This window comes from Actinorectispora metalli (assembly GCF_056323685.1).
The window spans coordinates 1676411-1692304 of record NZ_JBREYE010000002.1 but is presented as its reverse complement, the minus strand read 5'-3'; the positions used below and the strand labels follow the sequence as shown (position 1 = coordinate 1692304).

12 protein-coding genes are annotated in these 15894 nt (G+C 67.8%); 7 read left to right on the top strand and 5 right to left on the bottom strand.

Going from position 1 to position 15894, the window contains the following annotated elements; translation table 11 throughout:
- Nucleotides 1–256: 256 nt before the first annotated feature.
- Nucleotides 257–1201 carry a M23 family metallopeptidase gene (locus ACU6XJ_RS28185; protein ID WP_476318208.1) on the bottom strand — a complete coding sequence of 315 codons (945 nt, stop codon included), beginning with the start codon at nucleotides 1199–1201 and terminating at the stop codon, nucleotides 257–259.
- A gap of 317 nt (nucleotides 1202–1518) precedes the next feature.
- Here ACU6XJ_RS28185 and ACU6XJ_RS28180 point away from each other — a divergent pair, with 317 nt between their 5' ends.
- From ACU6XJ_RS28180 to ACU6XJ_RS28155, 6 genes are all read left to right on the top strand, one after another.
- Complete coding sequence (locus ACU6XJ_RS28180) at nucleotides 1519–2415, top strand: helix-turn-helix domain-containing protein (RefSeq protein ID WP_476318206.1); 897 nt, start codon at nucleotides 1519–1521, stop codon at nucleotides 2413–2415.
- 64 nt (nucleotides 2416–2479) lie between these two features.
- Entirely contained in the window at nucleotides 2480–4501 is a 2022-nt protein-coding gene (locus ACU6XJ_RS28175; RefSeq protein ID WP_476318204.1) for a primosomal protein N', read from the top strand.
- A 904-nt stretch (nucleotides 4502–5405) separates the two neighbouring features.
- Nucleotides 5406–5957 carry a peptide deformylase gene (gene def, locus ACU6XJ_RS28170; RefSeq protein WP_476318202.1) on the top strand — a complete coding sequence of 184 codons (552 nt, stop codon included), beginning with the start codon at nucleotides 5406–5408 and terminating at the stop codon, nucleotides 5955–5957.
- A 5-nt stretch (nucleotides 5958–5962) separates the two neighbouring features.
- Nucleotides 5963–6889 (top strand): methionyl-tRNA formyltransferase, encoded by a 927-nt coding sequence (fmt, locus tag ACU6XJ_RS28165; RefSeq protein WP_476318200.1) that lies wholly within the window; start codon nucleotides 5963–5965, stop codon nucleotides 6887–6889.
- 133 nt (nucleotides 6890–7022) lie between these two features.
- Nucleotides 7023–8366 carry an RsmB/NOP family class I SAM-dependent RNA methyltransferase gene (locus tag ACU6XJ_RS28160; protein WP_476318679.1) on the top strand — a complete coding sequence of 448 codons (1344 nt, stop codon included), beginning with the start codon at nucleotides 7023–7025 and terminating at the stop codon, nucleotides 8364–8366.
- Nucleotides 8366–8995: a GNAT family N-acetyltransferase gene (locus ACU6XJ_RS28155; RefSeq protein WP_476318198.1), complete on the top strand. Its 630-nt coding sequence runs from the start codon at nucleotides 8366–8368 to the stop codon at nucleotides 8993–8995. The genes ACU6XJ_RS28160 and ACU6XJ_RS28155 overlap by 1 nt, the downstream gene beginning before the upstream one ends.
- A 382-nt stretch (nucleotides 8996–9377) precedes the next feature.
- Here ACU6XJ_RS28155 and ACU6XJ_RS28150 read toward each other — a convergent pair whose 3' ends face one another.
- The 3 genes from ACU6XJ_RS28150 to ACU6XJ_RS28140 all read right to left on the bottom strand — a co-directional run bounded on the left by ACU6XJ_RS28150 (nucleotide 9378) and on the right by ACU6XJ_RS28140 (nucleotide 12369).
- Complete coding sequence (locus ACU6XJ_RS28150) at nucleotides 9378–9845, bottom strand: DUF3574 domain-containing protein (RefSeq protein WP_476318196.1); 468 nt, start codon at nucleotides 9843–9845, stop codon at nucleotides 9378–9380.
- A 36-nt stretch (nucleotides 9846–9881) separates the two neighbouring features.
- Nucleotides 9882–10370, bottom strand: a complete 489-nt coding sequence (locus ACU6XJ_RS28145; RefSeq protein ID WP_476318194.1) for a DinB family protein — start codon at nucleotides 10368–10370, stop codon at nucleotides 9882–9884.
- Between the two features lie 133 nt (nucleotides 10371–10503).
- Entirely contained in the window at nucleotides 10504–12369 is a 1866-nt protein-coding gene (locus ACU6XJ_RS28140; RefSeq protein ID WP_476318193.1) for a Xaa-Pro dipeptidyl-peptidase, read from the bottom strand.
- A gap of 154 nt (nucleotides 12370–12523) precedes the next feature.
- Between ACU6XJ_RS28140 and ACU6XJ_RS28135 the strand changes: the two genes are divergently transcribed.
- Nucleotides 12524–13933, top strand: a complete 1410-nt coding sequence (locus tag ACU6XJ_RS28135; RefSeq protein ID WP_476318191.1) for an amino acid permease — start codon at nucleotides 12524–12526, stop codon at nucleotides 13931–13933.
- A gap of 318 nt (nucleotides 13934–14251) precedes the next feature.
- Here the strand turns inward: ACU6XJ_RS28135 and ACU6XJ_RS28130 are convergent, their stop codons facing one another.
- Complete coding sequence (locus ACU6XJ_RS28130; protein ID WP_476318189.1) at nucleotides 14252–15772, bottom strand: flavin-containing monooxygenase; 1521 nt, start codon at nucleotides 15770–15772, stop codon at nucleotides 14252–14254.
- Between the last annotated feature and the right edge of the window lie 122 nt (nucleotides 15773–15894).

Sequence of the window (15894 nt, the reverse complement as noted above, 5' to 3'; positions counted from 1 at the left end):
GATCGCGTAGTTCCGTGACCGCAAAGAAATACTCGCCGCGAGACGCAGTCAACGAATGCCTGGTGCAAGGACGTTATCTGTGAACCCGGCCTGAAAAACTGTTGATGCCACGACGGCACCCACCTGGGGCTGGGCGGTTATGTGCCAGGCAAAACTGTTTTCCTCAACAGACGAGAGAGCAAGGAAAACGCCTACCTGTGACGGGTGGCCGTGATCACTCGAGCACGGCCACCCGCACGATGGAGCTCAGACGCGGTCAGTTGCCGATCCAGCCGCCCACGTTGACCCGGGTGCTGCCGCGCTGCGCGTAACCCTGGTAGGCGGCGCTGCCCTCGTAGAAGGTCCAGCCGCCGATGGTCTGATTGTGGACGGAGACGTAGCTGTTGCCCTTCAGCAGCGAGAAGTGGACGTGGTCGCCGGAGGTGTTGCCGCCACAGGGCAGCCCAACGCCGACCTCACCGAGATAGGTGCCGGTTCTCACGGTGGAGCCGTTGGCCAACTTGGTGAGGTTGTCCATGTGGTAGTAGCTGGTGGTCCAGCCGTTGTCGTGCACGACCTTGACGATCGCGCTGCCGTTCTTGATGCAACTCAGGTAGACCTTGCCGGGGCCCGCCGACAGCACATCGCCGTTGTTGGCCCAGAAGTCCAGCGAGCTGAACGGCTTCTCCTTGCCGCCGTAGCCGTGCGGACCGCCGGTCATCTTCCAGCTGGTCCCGCTGGCCCAGGGCAGCGCCAGGCCGGTGTTCTCCGCCGCCGGGCCCGCCTGCCGCGCGGCGAAGTTGCGCTCGAAGAGCTGCTTCTCATCCGCGCTGACCACGCCCTCGGGGGCTTTCTTGATCAACTCGATGAACCCGGCGGTTCCCTCGAGCTCGACCCGCCAGTTGCCGCGGTCGAGCGTGGCGATGAAGAGGTTGGACTCGGGCACGGCGTGCCCGAAACCCGGCATCGGGATGGTTGCGGCGCCGAACGACCAGCCGGGCTGGGACTTCGACTCCTCGACCAGCGGCGCGGTTAGGTGGTCGACCTGGTACCGCTGCTTGGCGACCTCGCCGCGGGTGGAGATCATCTGGTCTCGGACGACGGTGGACAGGTCTTCGGCGGGGGCGTCCGCGCCCGCGTTGGGCACCAGAAACATGCCGATGCCCGCGAGCAATGCCGCGCCGAGCACCAAGGCGCGGCGCGCCGATTGTGAAACACGCATCTGCTTCTCCTTGAAGAAAAGCGCGAGATGGGCAGGGACGGACGTGCAGGCACCGATTGGGCTGAATAGATCAACAGGGAGAAGACCATTCCGCCCAGTGCTTGCCTGTCCGCTGAGCCAAGTGATGCCTCGAGCGGCGATCCCGTCAATGTTTGACCTGGTAAACGTGCGTATCTTTGAATAGGGTCGCCATGACTCTTAACGGCGTAGCGGGGTTGAGCTGGGAGTAGGGAAGAGCGTGCCGCCGAAACTGTGTTTCGTCAGAGATGGCTGGTAAGAGACTGAAGACGGGCCCGGAGCGTTCGGATACTGAGACGTTGCTGCGGACCGGCCCGTTCCACGAGGCCCTCCGGGCCGCTATCGAGGACAGCGGCCTGACCCTCGACCGCCTCTGTGACCGGCTCGCGAAGCGCGGAATCCGCGTCAGTCCCGCCAGCCTCAGCTATTGGCAGCAGGGCCGCAGCAGGCCGGAACGGGCCGACTCGCTGCGGGCCGTGCAAGCCATCGAAAGCATCCTCGGCCTGCCGCGGTACTCGCTGCAGGTGCTGCTCGGCCCGCCCAAACCCCGTGGCCGGTGGGCCACTCGGCAACAGCACCTCGGCTACGAAGGCATGATCGAACCCGCCCGCGAACTGGCCGAGGCGGCCACCGAGGTCTTCGGCCTCGAGGACGAGAAGCTGCGCATGTTCTGGCAGGAGACCGCCGTGACCCTGCGGGCGGACCGCACGATCGGCAGCGTGCGCTCCCGCATGATCGCCAGGGCCGTCGACGACAACGCCAGCCGCCATCTCGCCGTCTACTCGGCGGAACCGGGCACCGATCCCGCCGAGCTTTCCGTCCGGGCGATCGAGAACTGTAGACTCGGCCGGGTCCGCAGACACGCCAGCGCCCCGGTGATCGCCTCGGAGTTGCTGTTCGACCGCGGCATGCGCACCGGCGAAACGCACCTGTTCGAGTACGAGTTCCTCATCGGCACCAGCCCCGAGGTCTACGAGTACCGGCACGCCTTCCGCTACCGCGCCGAGAGATATGTGCTCAGCATCCGCTTCCACGAGGACGCCCTGCCGGTGCGCTGCTTCCGGATGTCGCAGGACTCGCCCGACGGCCAACTGCGCTCCGACGGCGAGTTGACGCTGAGCTGGGGTCGGTCGGTGCACGTCTGCGCGGGCGACATCGGCCCTGGCGTACTGGGTATTGGCTGGGAATGGGAATGACCACGCCCCGACTTCCGGCACGTCGCTGACGGGGCGGCCGAACACTCTGGTAGACCAGCGAGCTATGGCGGCGGGTGCGAAGCGGACGGGCAGCAGGCGGGGGGAGTGGCAGCCCGCCGAGGCACTGCCGGTCGGCCGCATCTGCGTGGACGTCCCGCTGCCGCACCTGGACCGGCCCTTCGATTACCTCATTCCGTGGCAGTTCGACGTCGATGCCGTGCCCGGCTGCCGGGTACGGGTGCGCTTCGCGGGTCAGCTCGTGGACGGCTACCTGCTGGAGCGTGTCGCCGAATCCGACCACAAGGGCAAGCTGTCCTGGTTGGACCGCGTCACCTCGCCGGAGCCGGTGCTCACCCCGGAAATCGCCGCACTCTGCCGTGCCGTCGCGGACCGGTACGCGGGCGGTCTGATCGACGTGCTGCGCTTGGCGATTCCGCCGCGCCACGCCCGCGTCGAGAAGGAACCGCCCGCCGAACCCGCCCCAGCGCCCACCCGACCGGAAGGTGCCGCCTGGGGCGAGTACCCGCGCGGCAACTCGTTCTTGGACGCCCTGTACGACGGCAAACCGGCACACGCGGTCTGGCAGGCCGCGCCCGGCGAGGACTGGCCGCAACGGCTCGCCGAGATCGCGGCCACCGCCGCCGCGGCGGGCAGGGGAGCGGTCCTGGTGCTGCCCGATCACCGCGATGTCAGCAGAGTGGCGGCGGCCTGCACCGAGTTGGCGGGCGGAGAGGCGGTGGTGGCGCTGGCCGCCGACCTCGGCCCCGCCGAGCGGTACCGCCGCTGGCTGTCGGTGCGCCGCGGCGCGGTGCGGATCGTGGTCGGCACCAGGGCCGCCGCGTTCGCGCCAGTGCGCGACCCCGGTGTGCTGGTCGTCTGGGACGACGGCGACGACATTCACGCCGAACAGCGTGCGCCATACCCGCACACCCGTGATGTGCTGATGATGCGAGCCCACGCGAGCGGCGCCGCGTTCGTGGTGGCGGGCTTCGCCCGCACCGCCGAGGCACAGTTGCTGATCGACACCGGCTGGGCCCACGAAATCGCCAGCACTCGGGATCGACTGCGTGCGCTGGCCCCCCGCGTGACATCCATCGGCGAACACGAGTCGCAGCTTGCGCGTGATCCGGCGGCTCACGCCGCTCGATTGCCGTCGGTCGCGTTCGAGGCGGCCCGCGCTGCGCTGGGCGCGGGCGCTCCGGTGCTGGTCCAGGTGCCGCGCCGGGGGTACGTACCGGCGCTGGCCTGCGGCGGCTGCCGTGCGCCTGCCCGCTGTCGACGCTGCGCGGGCCCACTGGCGCTGCCCGACGGCGGCTCCGCCGGGGTGCCCAAGCCCGCGGCTTGCCGCTGGTGCGGCGCCAGCGAGGCGGCTTTCGTCTGCCCCAACTGCGGTTCGCGCAGGTTGCGGGCGGTGGTGGTGGGGGCGGGCCGTACCGCGGAGGAACTGGGCCGTGCCTTTCCCGGCGTGCCAGTCCGTACCAGCGGTGGAGCCGAGGTACTGGACGCGGTGCCCGCCAAACCCGCGCTGGTGGTCTCCACCGTCGGCGCCGAGCCTGTCGCGGAGTCCGGCTATGGCGCCGCCCTGTTGCTGGACGGTTGGGCGCTGCTCTCCCGCCAGGATCTGCGTGCCGCGGAGGAGACGCTGCGCCGCTGGCTTTCCGCCGCCGCCATGGTGCGCCCCGCCGCCGACGGCGGCCGGGTCGTGGTCGTCGCCGAGTCCGGGCTGGCGCCGGTGCAAGCGCTGGTGCGGTGGGACCCGGGCTGGCACGCCGCGGCGGAACTGGCCGCCAGGACCGAACTCGGCTTCCCCCCCGCGGTGCGGATCGGCACCGTGGACGGCTCCCCGGAGGCGGTCGCCGCCTTCCTGGACGAGCTTCGGCTACCCGACCGTGCCGAGGTGCTGGGGCCGGTGCCGCTGCCCGGCCCAGGCTCGGCCGACGAGGAACGCGAACGCCTGCTGATCAGGGTGCCGCGCACGGACGGCCGATACCTGTCGGCCGCGCTCGCCCAAGCCCAAGCGGTACGCAGCGCCCGTAAGGAGCCCAACCTGGTACGCGTCCGCTTGGACCCTCTCGACCTGCTGTGAGGCGCACCCCTCCCGCTCGTACCGGCATGGCGCTCCGCACCGTTCCAGTCGACTCTGGCAGGTGCGCATTTCTCGGCTGGATTCTCGCTTCGCCGTCGGCGTTGTTCGTGCACCTCGGAGCGCACCGGATCCGTGCCGCTCGGTTTTCTTGAGGCCTGGCGAGCAAGGCCTCGGGCAGTGAATTGCCAGGGACACCTTGTGGCTCTGTCGATGACCTTGGGCTGTCGCGGCTTCTGAAGTCGCAGGCCATTACAGGCTGTGCGACAGGTGGCCACGCTCTGCTGACTGTCGCGTATCAAGGCGCGGTCCGAACCTGCGACAAGCTGCGTTCACAGTTCGGCCTGACGGGTTTCGCCAGATGCGCGCCACTTTCGGGTTTTGTCACTCACGTGGGGGTATCAGGGGCGTTTCAGGGTCGGAGTCATACCTGGGAGTGACTTGCGCGCTTATGCAATCCCGCTTCCGGCCGATGTGCGTTGACCTGGGAATACGTCACTGTTGACAGGTAAGCGCCAGAGGGGGCGAAACATGAACGCAACGACTGTCCGGCTCAACGCCGGACCTGGGACCGGGAAGCCGGTCAGCAGGCGACACGGGGGTGTCGCGGAGCGGTTGAGGAAGGCCGCGCGATTCACGGGTCACTTTGCGGTCGCGCTGGTAAGCGTCTTCATCATCGGCTCGGAACACAGCAAGCACTGACCCATCCGCCTGACGCCAGGCAAATGTGGATCCGGATCCGGGGGGACCGGCATCCGGCGATATCCGACAACCATCGCGCGGAATCGCTGGTGGCAAGCGTGCTCGACCCATTCCAGGCCGGGCCCCGGATGCGGAGCGCGATTCGGATCCACCCACCACCCCACTACACTCGGCACCTCACATATTTGGCGTCGAGGGGAGACCCGTGACCGTCCAGCCGATTCGGCTCTTCGGTGACCCGGTGCTGCGCACCAGGGCCACCGAGGTGGTCGATTTCGACAAGGAACTCCGGGTTCTGGTCAAAGACCTCTGGGACACCATGGAGTCCCAGGGTGGAGCGGGCCTTGCCGCACCGCAGATCGGCGTCGGCTTGCGTGCCTTCACCTATCACTGCGACGGATTCGCAGGCCACGTGATCAACCCCAGCTTCGAGGTCGTCGGCGAGGACCTCCAGGACGGCCCCGAGGGTTGTCTCTCCATCCCCGGCATGTCCTGGAACTGCACCCGGCACCTGCACGTCGTCGCGCACGCCTGGAACATGCACGGCGAGCCGGTCACCATCGAGGGCAGTGAACTGCTGGCCCGCTGCATCCAGCATGAGACCGACCACCTTGACGGTGTGCTGTTCGTCGACCGCCTCGATTCCGAAACGCGCAAGGCCGCCATGAAGGCCATCCGCGAGGCGGACTGGTTCGCCGCGGGCGCCCCACCGATGATCAAGGAAAGCCCGCACGCCCTATTCGGTAAGCGCGGCTGACGCAAATGAAGCTCGTCTTCGCAGGCACGCCCGAGGTCGCACTCCCTTCGCTGCGGCTGCTGATCGAATCCCCCCGACACGAGGTCGTCGCCATCGTGACCCGCCCCGACGCCCCGGCGGGCCGGGGACGCAAACTGGTCCGCTCACCGGTCGGCGCGCTGGCCGACGAACACGGCATCGAGGTGCTGACCCCGCCCAAGGCCTCCGACCCCGAATTCCTGGCCCGGCTGCGGGAGATCGAGCCGGACTGCTGCCCCGTGGTCGCCTACGGAGCACTGCTGCCGCAGAAGGCACTCGACATCCCTCGGCACGGCTGGGTTAACCTGCACTTCTCGGTGTTGCCCTCTTGGCGCGGCGCCGCGCCGGTGCAGGCCGCGGTGCGCGCGGGAGACGACATCACCGGAGCCACTACCTTCCGAATCGTCAAAGAACTGGACGCGGGCCCGGTCTACGGCGTTGTCACCGAAGCCGTCGGCCGCCGAGACACCGCGGGTGGACTGCTGGACCGCCTCGCCGAATCCGGCGCCTCCCTTCTTCTATCTACAATGGACGGTATCGAGGACGGGCTGCTGGAGGCCAGGCTTCAGCCCGAGGACAGTACGACCTACGCGCCGAAGATCGAGGTCAACGACGCCCACATCGACTTCGGCGCCTCCGCCGACGTGGTGGACCGCCTGGTGCGGGCGACCACGCCGGAACCCGGCGCCTGGGCGGAGTTCCGCGGCGAGCGGCTCAAGCTCGGTCCGGTGCTGCCTGTCGTCACCGACGCCCTCAAGCCCGGTGAGGTGGTCGTGGAACGCAAGCGGGTGCTGGTCGGCACCGGCACCGACCCGGTGCAACTCGGCAAGGTGCAGGCGCAGGGCAAGAAGCGGATGAACGCGGTGGACTGGGCTCGCGGTGCCCGCATCGAGGCGGGAGAGTCGTTGTCATGAGCGCCGGTCCATATCCCAATCCCGGTTTGGTGGCCAGGACGTGAGCGGCGATTTCCGCGGTAATCGCCGCCCCGCCCGCGACCGTGGCCGGGCCCGCCCCGCGCCAAGGCGCGACGGCCCCCGCCGTCCACCGGTGACCGACGAAGCCAGGATGGCAGCGCTGGACACCCTCGCTGCCGTGCGCGAGCGCGATGCCTACGCCAACCTGGTGCTGCCCGGCCTGCTGCGAGACCGCGGCGTCACCGGCCGTGATGCCGCTTTGGCCACCGAGCTCACCTACGGCACCAGCCGAGCGGCGGGGCTGCTCGACGAGGTGATCGCGGCGTGCAGCGACCGGAGCCTGGAGGCCATCGACCCCGAACTTCTGGATGCGCTGCGGCTGGGCGCCTACCAACTGCTGCGTACCCGCATCCCGGTGCACGCCGCGGTGTCGGCGACCGTTGACCTGGTGCGCTTGCGGTTCGCTTCGTATGCGGCGGGCTTCGTCAATGCCGTGTTGCGACGCATCGCCGAGCAGGACGAGGCCGCCTGGGTCGAGCAGTTGGCCCCGGACGCCGACACCGACCCGATCGCCAACCTCGCCCTCCGGCACGCCCACCCGCGCTGGATCGCCAACGCCTTCGCCGCGGCGCTGGGTGACTCAGGCGACGAACTGGCCGCCGCCCTCGCCGCCGACGATGCTCGCCCCGCCGTGCACTTGGCCGCCCGCCCCGGGCTGGTCACCGCGGAGGAACTGGCCGCGATGACCGGGGGCGAGGAGGCTCCCTACTCCCCGTACGGAGTGCATCTCGATGCCGGTGCCGGCGATCCCGGCGATCTCGATGCGCTCCGTGAGGGGCTTGCGGTGGTGCAGGACGAGGGCAGCCAACTGGTTGCGTTGGCGCTGACCAGGGTTGGACTGGACGGCACCGACCAGCGATGGCTCGACCTGTGCGCGGGTCCCGGTGGCAAAGCGGGTCTGCTCGGTGCGCTGGTCGGATTGAACGGCGGCGAACTGGACGCCGTCGAACAGGCTCCGCACCGAGCCGACCTCATCGCCAAAGTCACCGCTGATCTCCCGGTCAACGTGCACGTCGCCGATGGCCGAGACCCTGGTCTGCCCGCGGGCACCTACGACCGGGTGCTGGTCGATGCCCCGTGCACGGGGCTGGGTGCCCTGCGCCGTAGGCCGGAGGCCCGGTGGCGCCGCCAACCTTCGGATGTGGCCGACCTCGCCCGGTTGCAGCGGGAACTGCTCACCTCGGCGTTGGCCCTGGTCCGCCCGGGTGGTGTGGTGGGCTATGTGGTCTGCTCACCGCACCTCACCGAGACCATCGGCGTGGTGAACGAGGTCGCCCGCAAGACCAAGGCCACCGTGCTCGATGCGCGCGAGTACTTCCCCGATGTGCCGGACCTTGGCGATGGCCCTCATGTTCAGTTGTGGCCGCACCGTCACGGCACGGATGCGATGTTTTGCGCTCTCCTCCAATCTTCTTGATGACTGCACCCGGTGACCCACGCTCCGATGACGAGATCAAGGCGATGACCAGCGACGACACGTCGACTCTGCGTGCAGGCGCCACCTCGATCCCGGCTTCCACCGGAGGTGAGTCCCGTGCGGGCTCTGACAAAACGGGGATGCTGGACTCGATCGTTATCCGCGGGCTGCGTCAAGAGGACTATCCCGAGATCATCGGCCAGGTCGATTCCTGGTGGGGGCGACCGGTGGCTCAACTGCTGCAGCGTCTGTTCTTCCGGCACTTCCAGCACACGAGCTTTGCCGCCGAGCGGGACGGCAACATCGTCGGCTTCCTCGTCGGCATCATTTCCCCCTCGGTGGCGGGGGAGGCGCACATCCACTTTGTTGCCGTTGCGCCCGACCAGCGGCGCTCCGGACTCGCGTCGACTCTCTACGAACGATTCTGCCGACTTGCGCGTGAGCATGGCTGCTCGAGGATCACCGCGGTGACTTCGCCGATCAACGAGCGCTCACAGCGTTTCCACCACGCGAACGGCTTCGAAGCGATGCCCGGACCGGCCACCACGGAGGTCCTCGGCCTGCCGTACTCGCCGGACTGGGACGGCCCCGGCGAGGACCGGGTCCGCTTCGCCCGTCAATTCGACTAAACCACAATTCCGATCAACGCGCTCTTACTCTTTCGGATGAACGCCGATGTCGTTCCGTGACAACGACATCGGCTCAGCGCATCGACTCTGCTGTTGTTCAAGCGGTCACACGATGGGCAGCCCACTCGTCGTGCGCCCGACCGCGAGATTGGAGCCGGGCGTTCGGATTTCAGCGTGCCACAAGGGAAATGCGTTCGCGGGGTCTCGCACTGTGCGCCACGTGGCTCTGCGTGTGACCGCGGAAGTCTTACATGACCACAGGGCGGACAATCGCGCCGGTCGTCACGGCGAGCCGGGTCCACGATCCACCCGGCATTCCGTACATCCCCGACGGACCCACGGGACCGCGTTGTCCCCGAGGGTTTTCGCTACATCGGCAGCGTCAGAACGACACCTTCTCCAAGCTGTCGGCTCGCAGTACCGCTTCCTGCTGGAACAGGTGCTTGTAATCGGTGCGGATTTCCTCGATCTCCCGCGTGGCCTCCTGCCGGTCGGCGGGGGGGTACAGCAGGATCACCACGTGGGAGGTCTCCCTGCTGATGGAACCGTCCTGGTTGCGCCACTGGCCCTTGCCGACCAGTTGGGTGAAGCCGTCCGGGAAGCGCGCGGATACCGACTTGTCGATGAAGAGGTTGAACTCCTCTTCGGAGACCTCGCCACCGCCGGGCTTGGACCGTCCGAAGTAGAGCTCGGTGCGGTGGTACAGCTGACCCGGCGACGCCGCCGATACCGAATTCTGCTGTGCCTCGGACCCTTCCGGCTGCGCGGCGACCGCGGCAGCGGAACCGAACACCAACACCACGGTCGCCGTCACCAGCAGCGAACGCGCACGCACCAGCATCGCCTGCATTGATGAATCCCCCTGTCTACGAGCGCAAAGCCGCGCTCACGTCAGATCGGCAGCCTTCTTACCATCGATCGCCTCGCGGATGATGTCCGCGTGACCCGCATGCCGTGCGGTTTCCTCGATCAGGTGAAGCAGCAGCCAGCGGACCGACCACTTCGACGCGAACTCGTGCTTGAGCAGTTGACCAAGGTCCGCGACGCCGCTGATGATCTCCTCGGTCTGCTTGGCGGTCGCGCTGTACTCCGCCAGCAGCGACTCCACCGTCTCGCTGGGGTCCGGCTCTTCGGGCGAACCCGGCTCCAGGTGCGGGTGCGACTCGCCCAGGAGGCCGACGAGCAGCCACCCCAGCTCCACCTTGTTCACATGCCAGAGAAGGCTGAGCAGGGAGTACTCGCTCGCCGACGGTGTGCTGCGGGCCTGCTCCTCGGTCAGCCCGCTCAGCGACGAGCGCAGTGCGCGACGCTGGACTTCCAGATAGGCCAGCAGGGCGGTGCGCTCGTCCTGCACGGGCTCGACCAGTTCGTACATTTCGGAGTCCCCTCGTGTCTCGACTACTCCGACCGGGCCGAAGCATGCCAGGGACCTCCGACAAAAATGGGCGAATCAGTGAGAAAGACGCAGGCCCCGGCGGCAAGCCGAGGCCCGCATCCATTCGTTCGGATCAGAACGGCAGTCGGCCGCCCACGATGGGCAGTTGGATGCTGCTGCGGGACAGGTCGAGCTCGACGGTCGCCCGGGTCGCATCCCAGTTGACCTGCTCCTTCTCGCTACCCGCCACGATCAGGCCGATGCGGTGACCCGGCTTGAACACGTAGTCGTCGGCGGTGAGGTTGAAGGCGAACTCGTAGTTCTGACCGGGCTGCAGGTCGAAGCCGTGCCACAAGGTGTACCGGTGCCTGGCATCGAGCCAGCCGCGGGCCACGATCTCATACGGCTTCTCCGCCATCCGGTACTCACGACGCGGAAAACAACCGGGCTTCTCCGGTGTGATGCCCTTGTCCGGGCACACCATCTCCCGCGGCTCCTTGATCTTGACCCCCTCGCCCTCGCTGTAGTCGATCCGGGTATCGGTGCCGTAGTCGACCAGCAGCACCGCGAGGTTCGTATCGGTCTTGTTGGCCTTGCCGCGCAAAGAGATCCGCGGTATACCGGAAAGGCGCGCCTCGGAGGTCAACTTCGACGACAGGAACGCCAGCCTGCCCTTCTTCGCCTCGGTCTCGTTGCCCGCGAGGTCGGCGTCGGACAGCAGCGGGTCGTCGGCGAAACTCGCCGTGCCTGCGGTCGGCTTCTGCTGCAGGGTTCCGGGGCCGAGGTTCAGCCGCACCTGCCGGGCGGCCGGGTCCGGCCATGCCCGGTAGGTCTTCCACACGCCCGGTGCCTGCTCGACGTCGACGACGGGCTCACGCTTGATCCCGGTGTCGATGCCCAGCAGCTCCTGGTCGAACCAGCGATGCAGGGCCTTGACCCACTGCTCGTTGCGAGCGGCGGTCGGGTTCACGTGGCCCGCCTGGTGCAGCCACAATTTGCGCTGCACACCGTAGCGGCCGAGTGCGTCCCACCATTGCGAGTACTGGGTGGCCTTGACGTTCCAGTCGTTGAGACCGTGCACCATGAAGACGCTGGCCCGTACCTTGCTGGCGTCGTTGCGGTAGTTGCGACTGTCCCAGAACCTGTTGTAGTCGCCGGTGTCCCGCTGCTGCCCGTTGACCAGCCGTTCGATCTGCTTTGCGCAGACCTCCGCGTTCTTGCGGGTCATCACGGCGCGCGCCAGCCAGTCGGCATCGTCGAAGAACATGCCGGTCGAGATGATGCTGCCGCCGTAGCGGTAGTGGTCGTACCAGCTGCTGATCGCGCCAATGGGCACGATGGTCTTCAGCCCGGGCACGCCGGTCGCGGCGACCGCGTTGGGCAGCGTGCCGTCATAGGACACACCGATCATGCCCGTGTTGCCGGTCGACCAGGTCGCGGCGACGGGTTTGCCGTCGGCGGTGAAGGCCTGCGCGCGGCCGTTCAGCCAGTCCACCACGGATTTCACGGACTGCACGTCGGACTTGCCGCCGGTGTCCGGACAACCCTCGGAGTTGCGGGTGCCGCCCATGTCGACGGTGACGAAGGCGTAGCCGCGAGGAACGAAGAAATTGTCATAACCGAACACCAGCGTGTCCTGAGGCGCGCGGGCGTCGACGCCGGCACGCTGGCGAGCGGACAGGCCCGTCCTGGTATCGCCGGTCGGTGGCGGTGGGTACAGCGGCGGGTCCAGCAGCCCGCCGAAGTACGGGCTCGCGTGCATGATCGCGGGCACCTTCAGCGCGCCGTCGCTCTCCTTCGGGCGCGTGATCGCGGTGGCGATCCGGTCCTTGCGACCGTCGCCGTCGCTGTCCAACGGCGACTCGACGAAGACGGTCTCCTTGATGGCACCCGCGAAGGAATAGATCGGCTTGGTGCCCTCGGCCGCGGGTTCGGCGGTGGCGAACACACCACTGCCCGCGGTGGCGGCCACCATGGCGATGCCCAGCGCACGGCGCATGAGCAAAACGGATCTTCTAGACATAAAACCCCTGTCGTGCAGCCCTGTGGCGGTAATCCCCGGTGTTGCGTGCAAACAGTCGAGAGCTTTCTGTGTGCGAGGACAATAAGCTGCCTCCGCTGGGTGAGCGCAACAGTTCGGAAGGGGATGACGAGTGGGGACCGTGGGGGAACAGCCGCTGACGCAGTTGCGGCGGGAGCTCACCAGCAGACAGATCAGCATGATCGCGATCGGCGGCGCCATCGGCACCGGGTTGTTCCTGGGTTCGGGTCTGGCCATCTCGATGGCAGGCCCGGCGGTGATCATCGCCTTCGCGATCGGAGCGGTGCTCGCCTTCGCGTTGGCGTTCGCATTGGCCGAGATGACCGTCGTGCACCCGGACGCGGGCGGTTTCGGCGCTCTCGCGCACCGCTACCTGGGCCCGTGGGCGGGGTTCACCCAGCGCTGGGTGCTGTTCGCCGCTCAGGTCGTCAACATCGGCGGTGAGGTCGTCGCCGCGGGGCTCTACGTCCGATTCTGGTGGCCCGAGGTGCCGCTGTGGATTCCGGTGGTCGGCTTCTCAGTGCTGTTGCTCGGGGTGAACGCGGTGGCGGTCCGGTTCTTCGGCGAGTTCGAGTTCTGGTTCGCCATGATCAAGGTCGCCGCCATCGTCGCGTTCATCGTGATCGGCCTGCTCTACATCGGTGTCGGTCTGCCCGGCCGGGAGCCCGCGGGCGTCGGCGCGTGGACCGAGTACGGGGGCTTCGCCCCCAACGGCTTGGCCGCCGTATGGCTGGCGATGACCGTGGTCACCTTCTCCTATCTGGGGACAGAGGTCGTCGCGGTGGCCGCGGCCGAGTCCCGCGATCCACAGCGTGACGTACCCAAGGCAGCCCGCCGCATCGTGCTGCGACTCGGTCTGTTCTATGTGCTGGCCATCGCGATCGTGGTGGCGATCGTGCCGTGGCAGCAGGCCGCTGGCGCCGAGGGCGTGCTGCAAAGTCCATTCGTCCGGCTGTTCGAGATCGCGGGGGTGCCCGCAGCCGCGGGGGTGATGAACTTCGTCATCCTCACCGCGGCCCTGTCGGCGATGAACACCAACCTCTACATCTCCGCCCGCATGGTGCACTCGCTGGCCCTGGACGGCCATGCGCCGAGGTGGTTCGCCCGCCTCAGCCCGGGCGGTGCTCCCCGCAACGCACTGGCGCTGTCCGCCGCCGGGTTGGCGCTGGCGGCGGCGATCTCGGTGTTCTCGCCGGAGGAGGCGTTCCCGATCCTCATCGGCATGGCGTTGTTCGGCGGGCTGCTGGTGTGGCTGCTGATCTTCGCCACGCAGATCGCGTTCCGACGCAGCAGGCGTGCCTCGGGTGAACCACCGTCGCCGGTGCGGCTGCCCGGCGGGGTGGCGACCAGCGTCGCGGGCATCCTGATGGTCGCGGCGGTGCTGGTGACAACGTGGTTCACCAAGCAGTTCTGGATCGCCTGGCTGGCGGGTCCACCGTTTGTCCTGCTCGTGCTGGCCGCCTACTGGTTGACGAAGCGGCGCATCACCCGCTCGGACGAGGTTCGCGAACCGGTCCGGTGACCATCGGGGGAGCGGTGCGGTTGGGCCGAAAGCCATAGCCGCGACGCGCTGGGCGGGAGCAGTCTTAGCCGGCGTTCGTGCACCCGGGCGATTCGCCTGACGTCGAGTCGCCCCTGGTGAAGCCGGACGGCGAAAGCACCGAGGAGATCAGCATGCTGCTCATTCCGCGGTTCCGCGCCGATTACGCGGCCGAGACAGCGACGGTCGCGGTGCTGATGGCTTCGAGCAGGGTGATGCCGCACGCCTTTGGGTCGCAGTGCCGGACACCGGCGAACCAGGCGGTGTCGGTCACGCGTGCCCGCGGCAGGCATGACGGAATCAGCGCACGGCTGCCGTGGTTTCGGCGCGAACGGTGCGTAGCTCGTAGTGGTCCTGTGGGAAGTGGTTGGCGCGCCACCAAGCGGTGACGCTGGACTGCGGGCGGACGATGGACGGTTCGCCGTTGCGGTCCAGGTAATAGGTATTGGAACCGGCGCAGGAGCCGGTGAGGAACAGCGACTTCTCCAAAGCCGCGCGGGCCTCGGCGACGTACTTGTCGTGGGCGTCGCGTCGCACAGCGGAATAGGTGGCGCCGTTGCGGAGCGCGTGGGTGATGCAGCGCAGCGCGTGATCGGTGCGCGACTCCACCATGACCAGCCATGACCAGCTGGTCGCGAAGTGCGGACCGGGAATGAGAAAGAGGTTGGGGAAGCGGGGGACCGAGATGCCCTCGTAGGCCTGGAAGCGGTTCTCCAGCCACCAGTCACGGAGGTCGACGCCCTTCTCGCCCTTGATGGCATAGCCCGGCACGCTGTCGTACTCGAAGAACTTGAAGCCGGTGGCAAGGATCAGGGTGTCGATTTCCCGCACCGTGCCATCGGCGGTCTCGATGCCGTGCGGGTGGATGCGCTTGATCCCCGCGGTCACCAACTCGACATTGTCCCGGTTGAAGGAGCGCCAGAAGTCGTTGGACAACGCGGGGCGTTTGCAGCCGAAGTCGTAGGTCGGGAGCAGCTGGGCCCGGGTTGCGGGGTCCTTGACCTGCCGGCGCAGGTGCCGCTTGGCGATGCGTTCCACGCCCTTGTTGAGGAACGGAAGGTGCTTGTGGTTGGTGACGCCCAACCACATGGCGACCTCGATGCCCGCACCCACGGCCGTGCGAACCGCCCAACGCAGCGGCGGAATACGGTCGAGGAACGTCTGGACCGTCGGCGACAGGCGGATGTCGAGCTTGGGGAACAGCCAGATCGGGGTGCGCTGGTAGACGTCCAGGCGCGCGACCTCCCGCGCGATGGCGGGCACCAGCTGCACTGACGAGGCGCCGGTGCCGATGACCGCGACCCGCTCATCGCGCAGGTCATGCTGCTCATCCCAGTGCAGGGTGTGGATCGTGGTGCCCGCGAAGTCCTCGATGCCTTCGATGTCCGGGATCTTGGCCTGGCCGAACACGCCGTGGGCGGAGATCAGGAACCTGGCGGTGGTGAGCTGCCCGTCGGCGGTCTGAATCTCCCAGTAGTGGGCCTGCTCGTCGAAGGCCGCCTGCACCACATCCCGGCCGAACCGCACGTGCTCCCGCAGCCCGAACCGGTCGACGAGACCGTCGGCGTAGGCCTTCACCTCGGCGCCCTTGGCGAAGACCCGACTCCACCGCCCTGTCTGGGCGAAGGAGAACTGATAGGTCACCGAGGGGATGTCGACCGCGACGCCCGGATACCGGTTGTCGCGCCAGGTGCCGCCGATGTCGTCGGCCCGTTCCAGGATCACGAAGTCGTGGATCCCGGCACGCTTCAGCTTGATCGCCGCACAGATGCCCGCGAAGCCAGCGCCGACGATCGCGACCTGCCAGTCCAACCTACTCACGAGTAACACTGCAACATCTGAAACAAACGGAGTCAAGGTGTAACGCCATAAAGTTGCGGCGAACCCACGCCGTGGCGGCCGCCTCGCGGCGTCTGGTGCAGAGGGCGATCCACGGGCGTCGC

What these genes read in the sequence shown, in the direction of transcription:
- ACU6XJ_RS28185 (WP_476318208.1), bottom strand. Translation starts at nt 1,201, where the DNA reads ATGCGTGTTTCACAATCGGCGCGCCGCGCCTTGGTGCTCGGCGCGGCA.
- ACU6XJ_RS28175 (WP_476318204.1), top strand. Translation starts at nt 2,480, where the DNA reads ATGGCGGCGGGTGCGAAGCGGACGGGCAGCAGGCGGGGGGAGTGGCAG.
- fmt (WP_476318200.1), top strand. Translation starts at nt 5,963, where the DNA reads ATGAAGCTCGTCTTCGCAGGCACGCCCGAGGTCGCACTCCCTTCGCTG.
- ACU6XJ_RS28155 (WP_476318198.1), top strand. Translation starts at nt 8,366, where the DNA reads ATGACTGCACCCGGTGACCCACGCTCCGATGACGAGATCAAGGCGATG.
- ACU6XJ_RS28150 (WP_476318196.1), bottom strand. Translation starts at nt 9,845, where the DNA reads ATGCAGGCGATGCTGGTGCGTGCGCGTTCGCTGCTGGTGACGGCGACC.
- ACU6XJ_RS28145 (WP_476318194.1), bottom strand. Translation starts at nt 10,370, where the DNA reads ATGTACGAACTGGTCGAGCCCGTGCAGGACGAGCGCACCGCCCTGCTG.
- ACU6XJ_RS28140 (WP_476318193.1), bottom strand. Translation starts at nt 12,369, where the DNA reads ATGCGCCGTGCGCTGGGCATCGCCATGGTGGCCGCCACCGCGGGCAGT.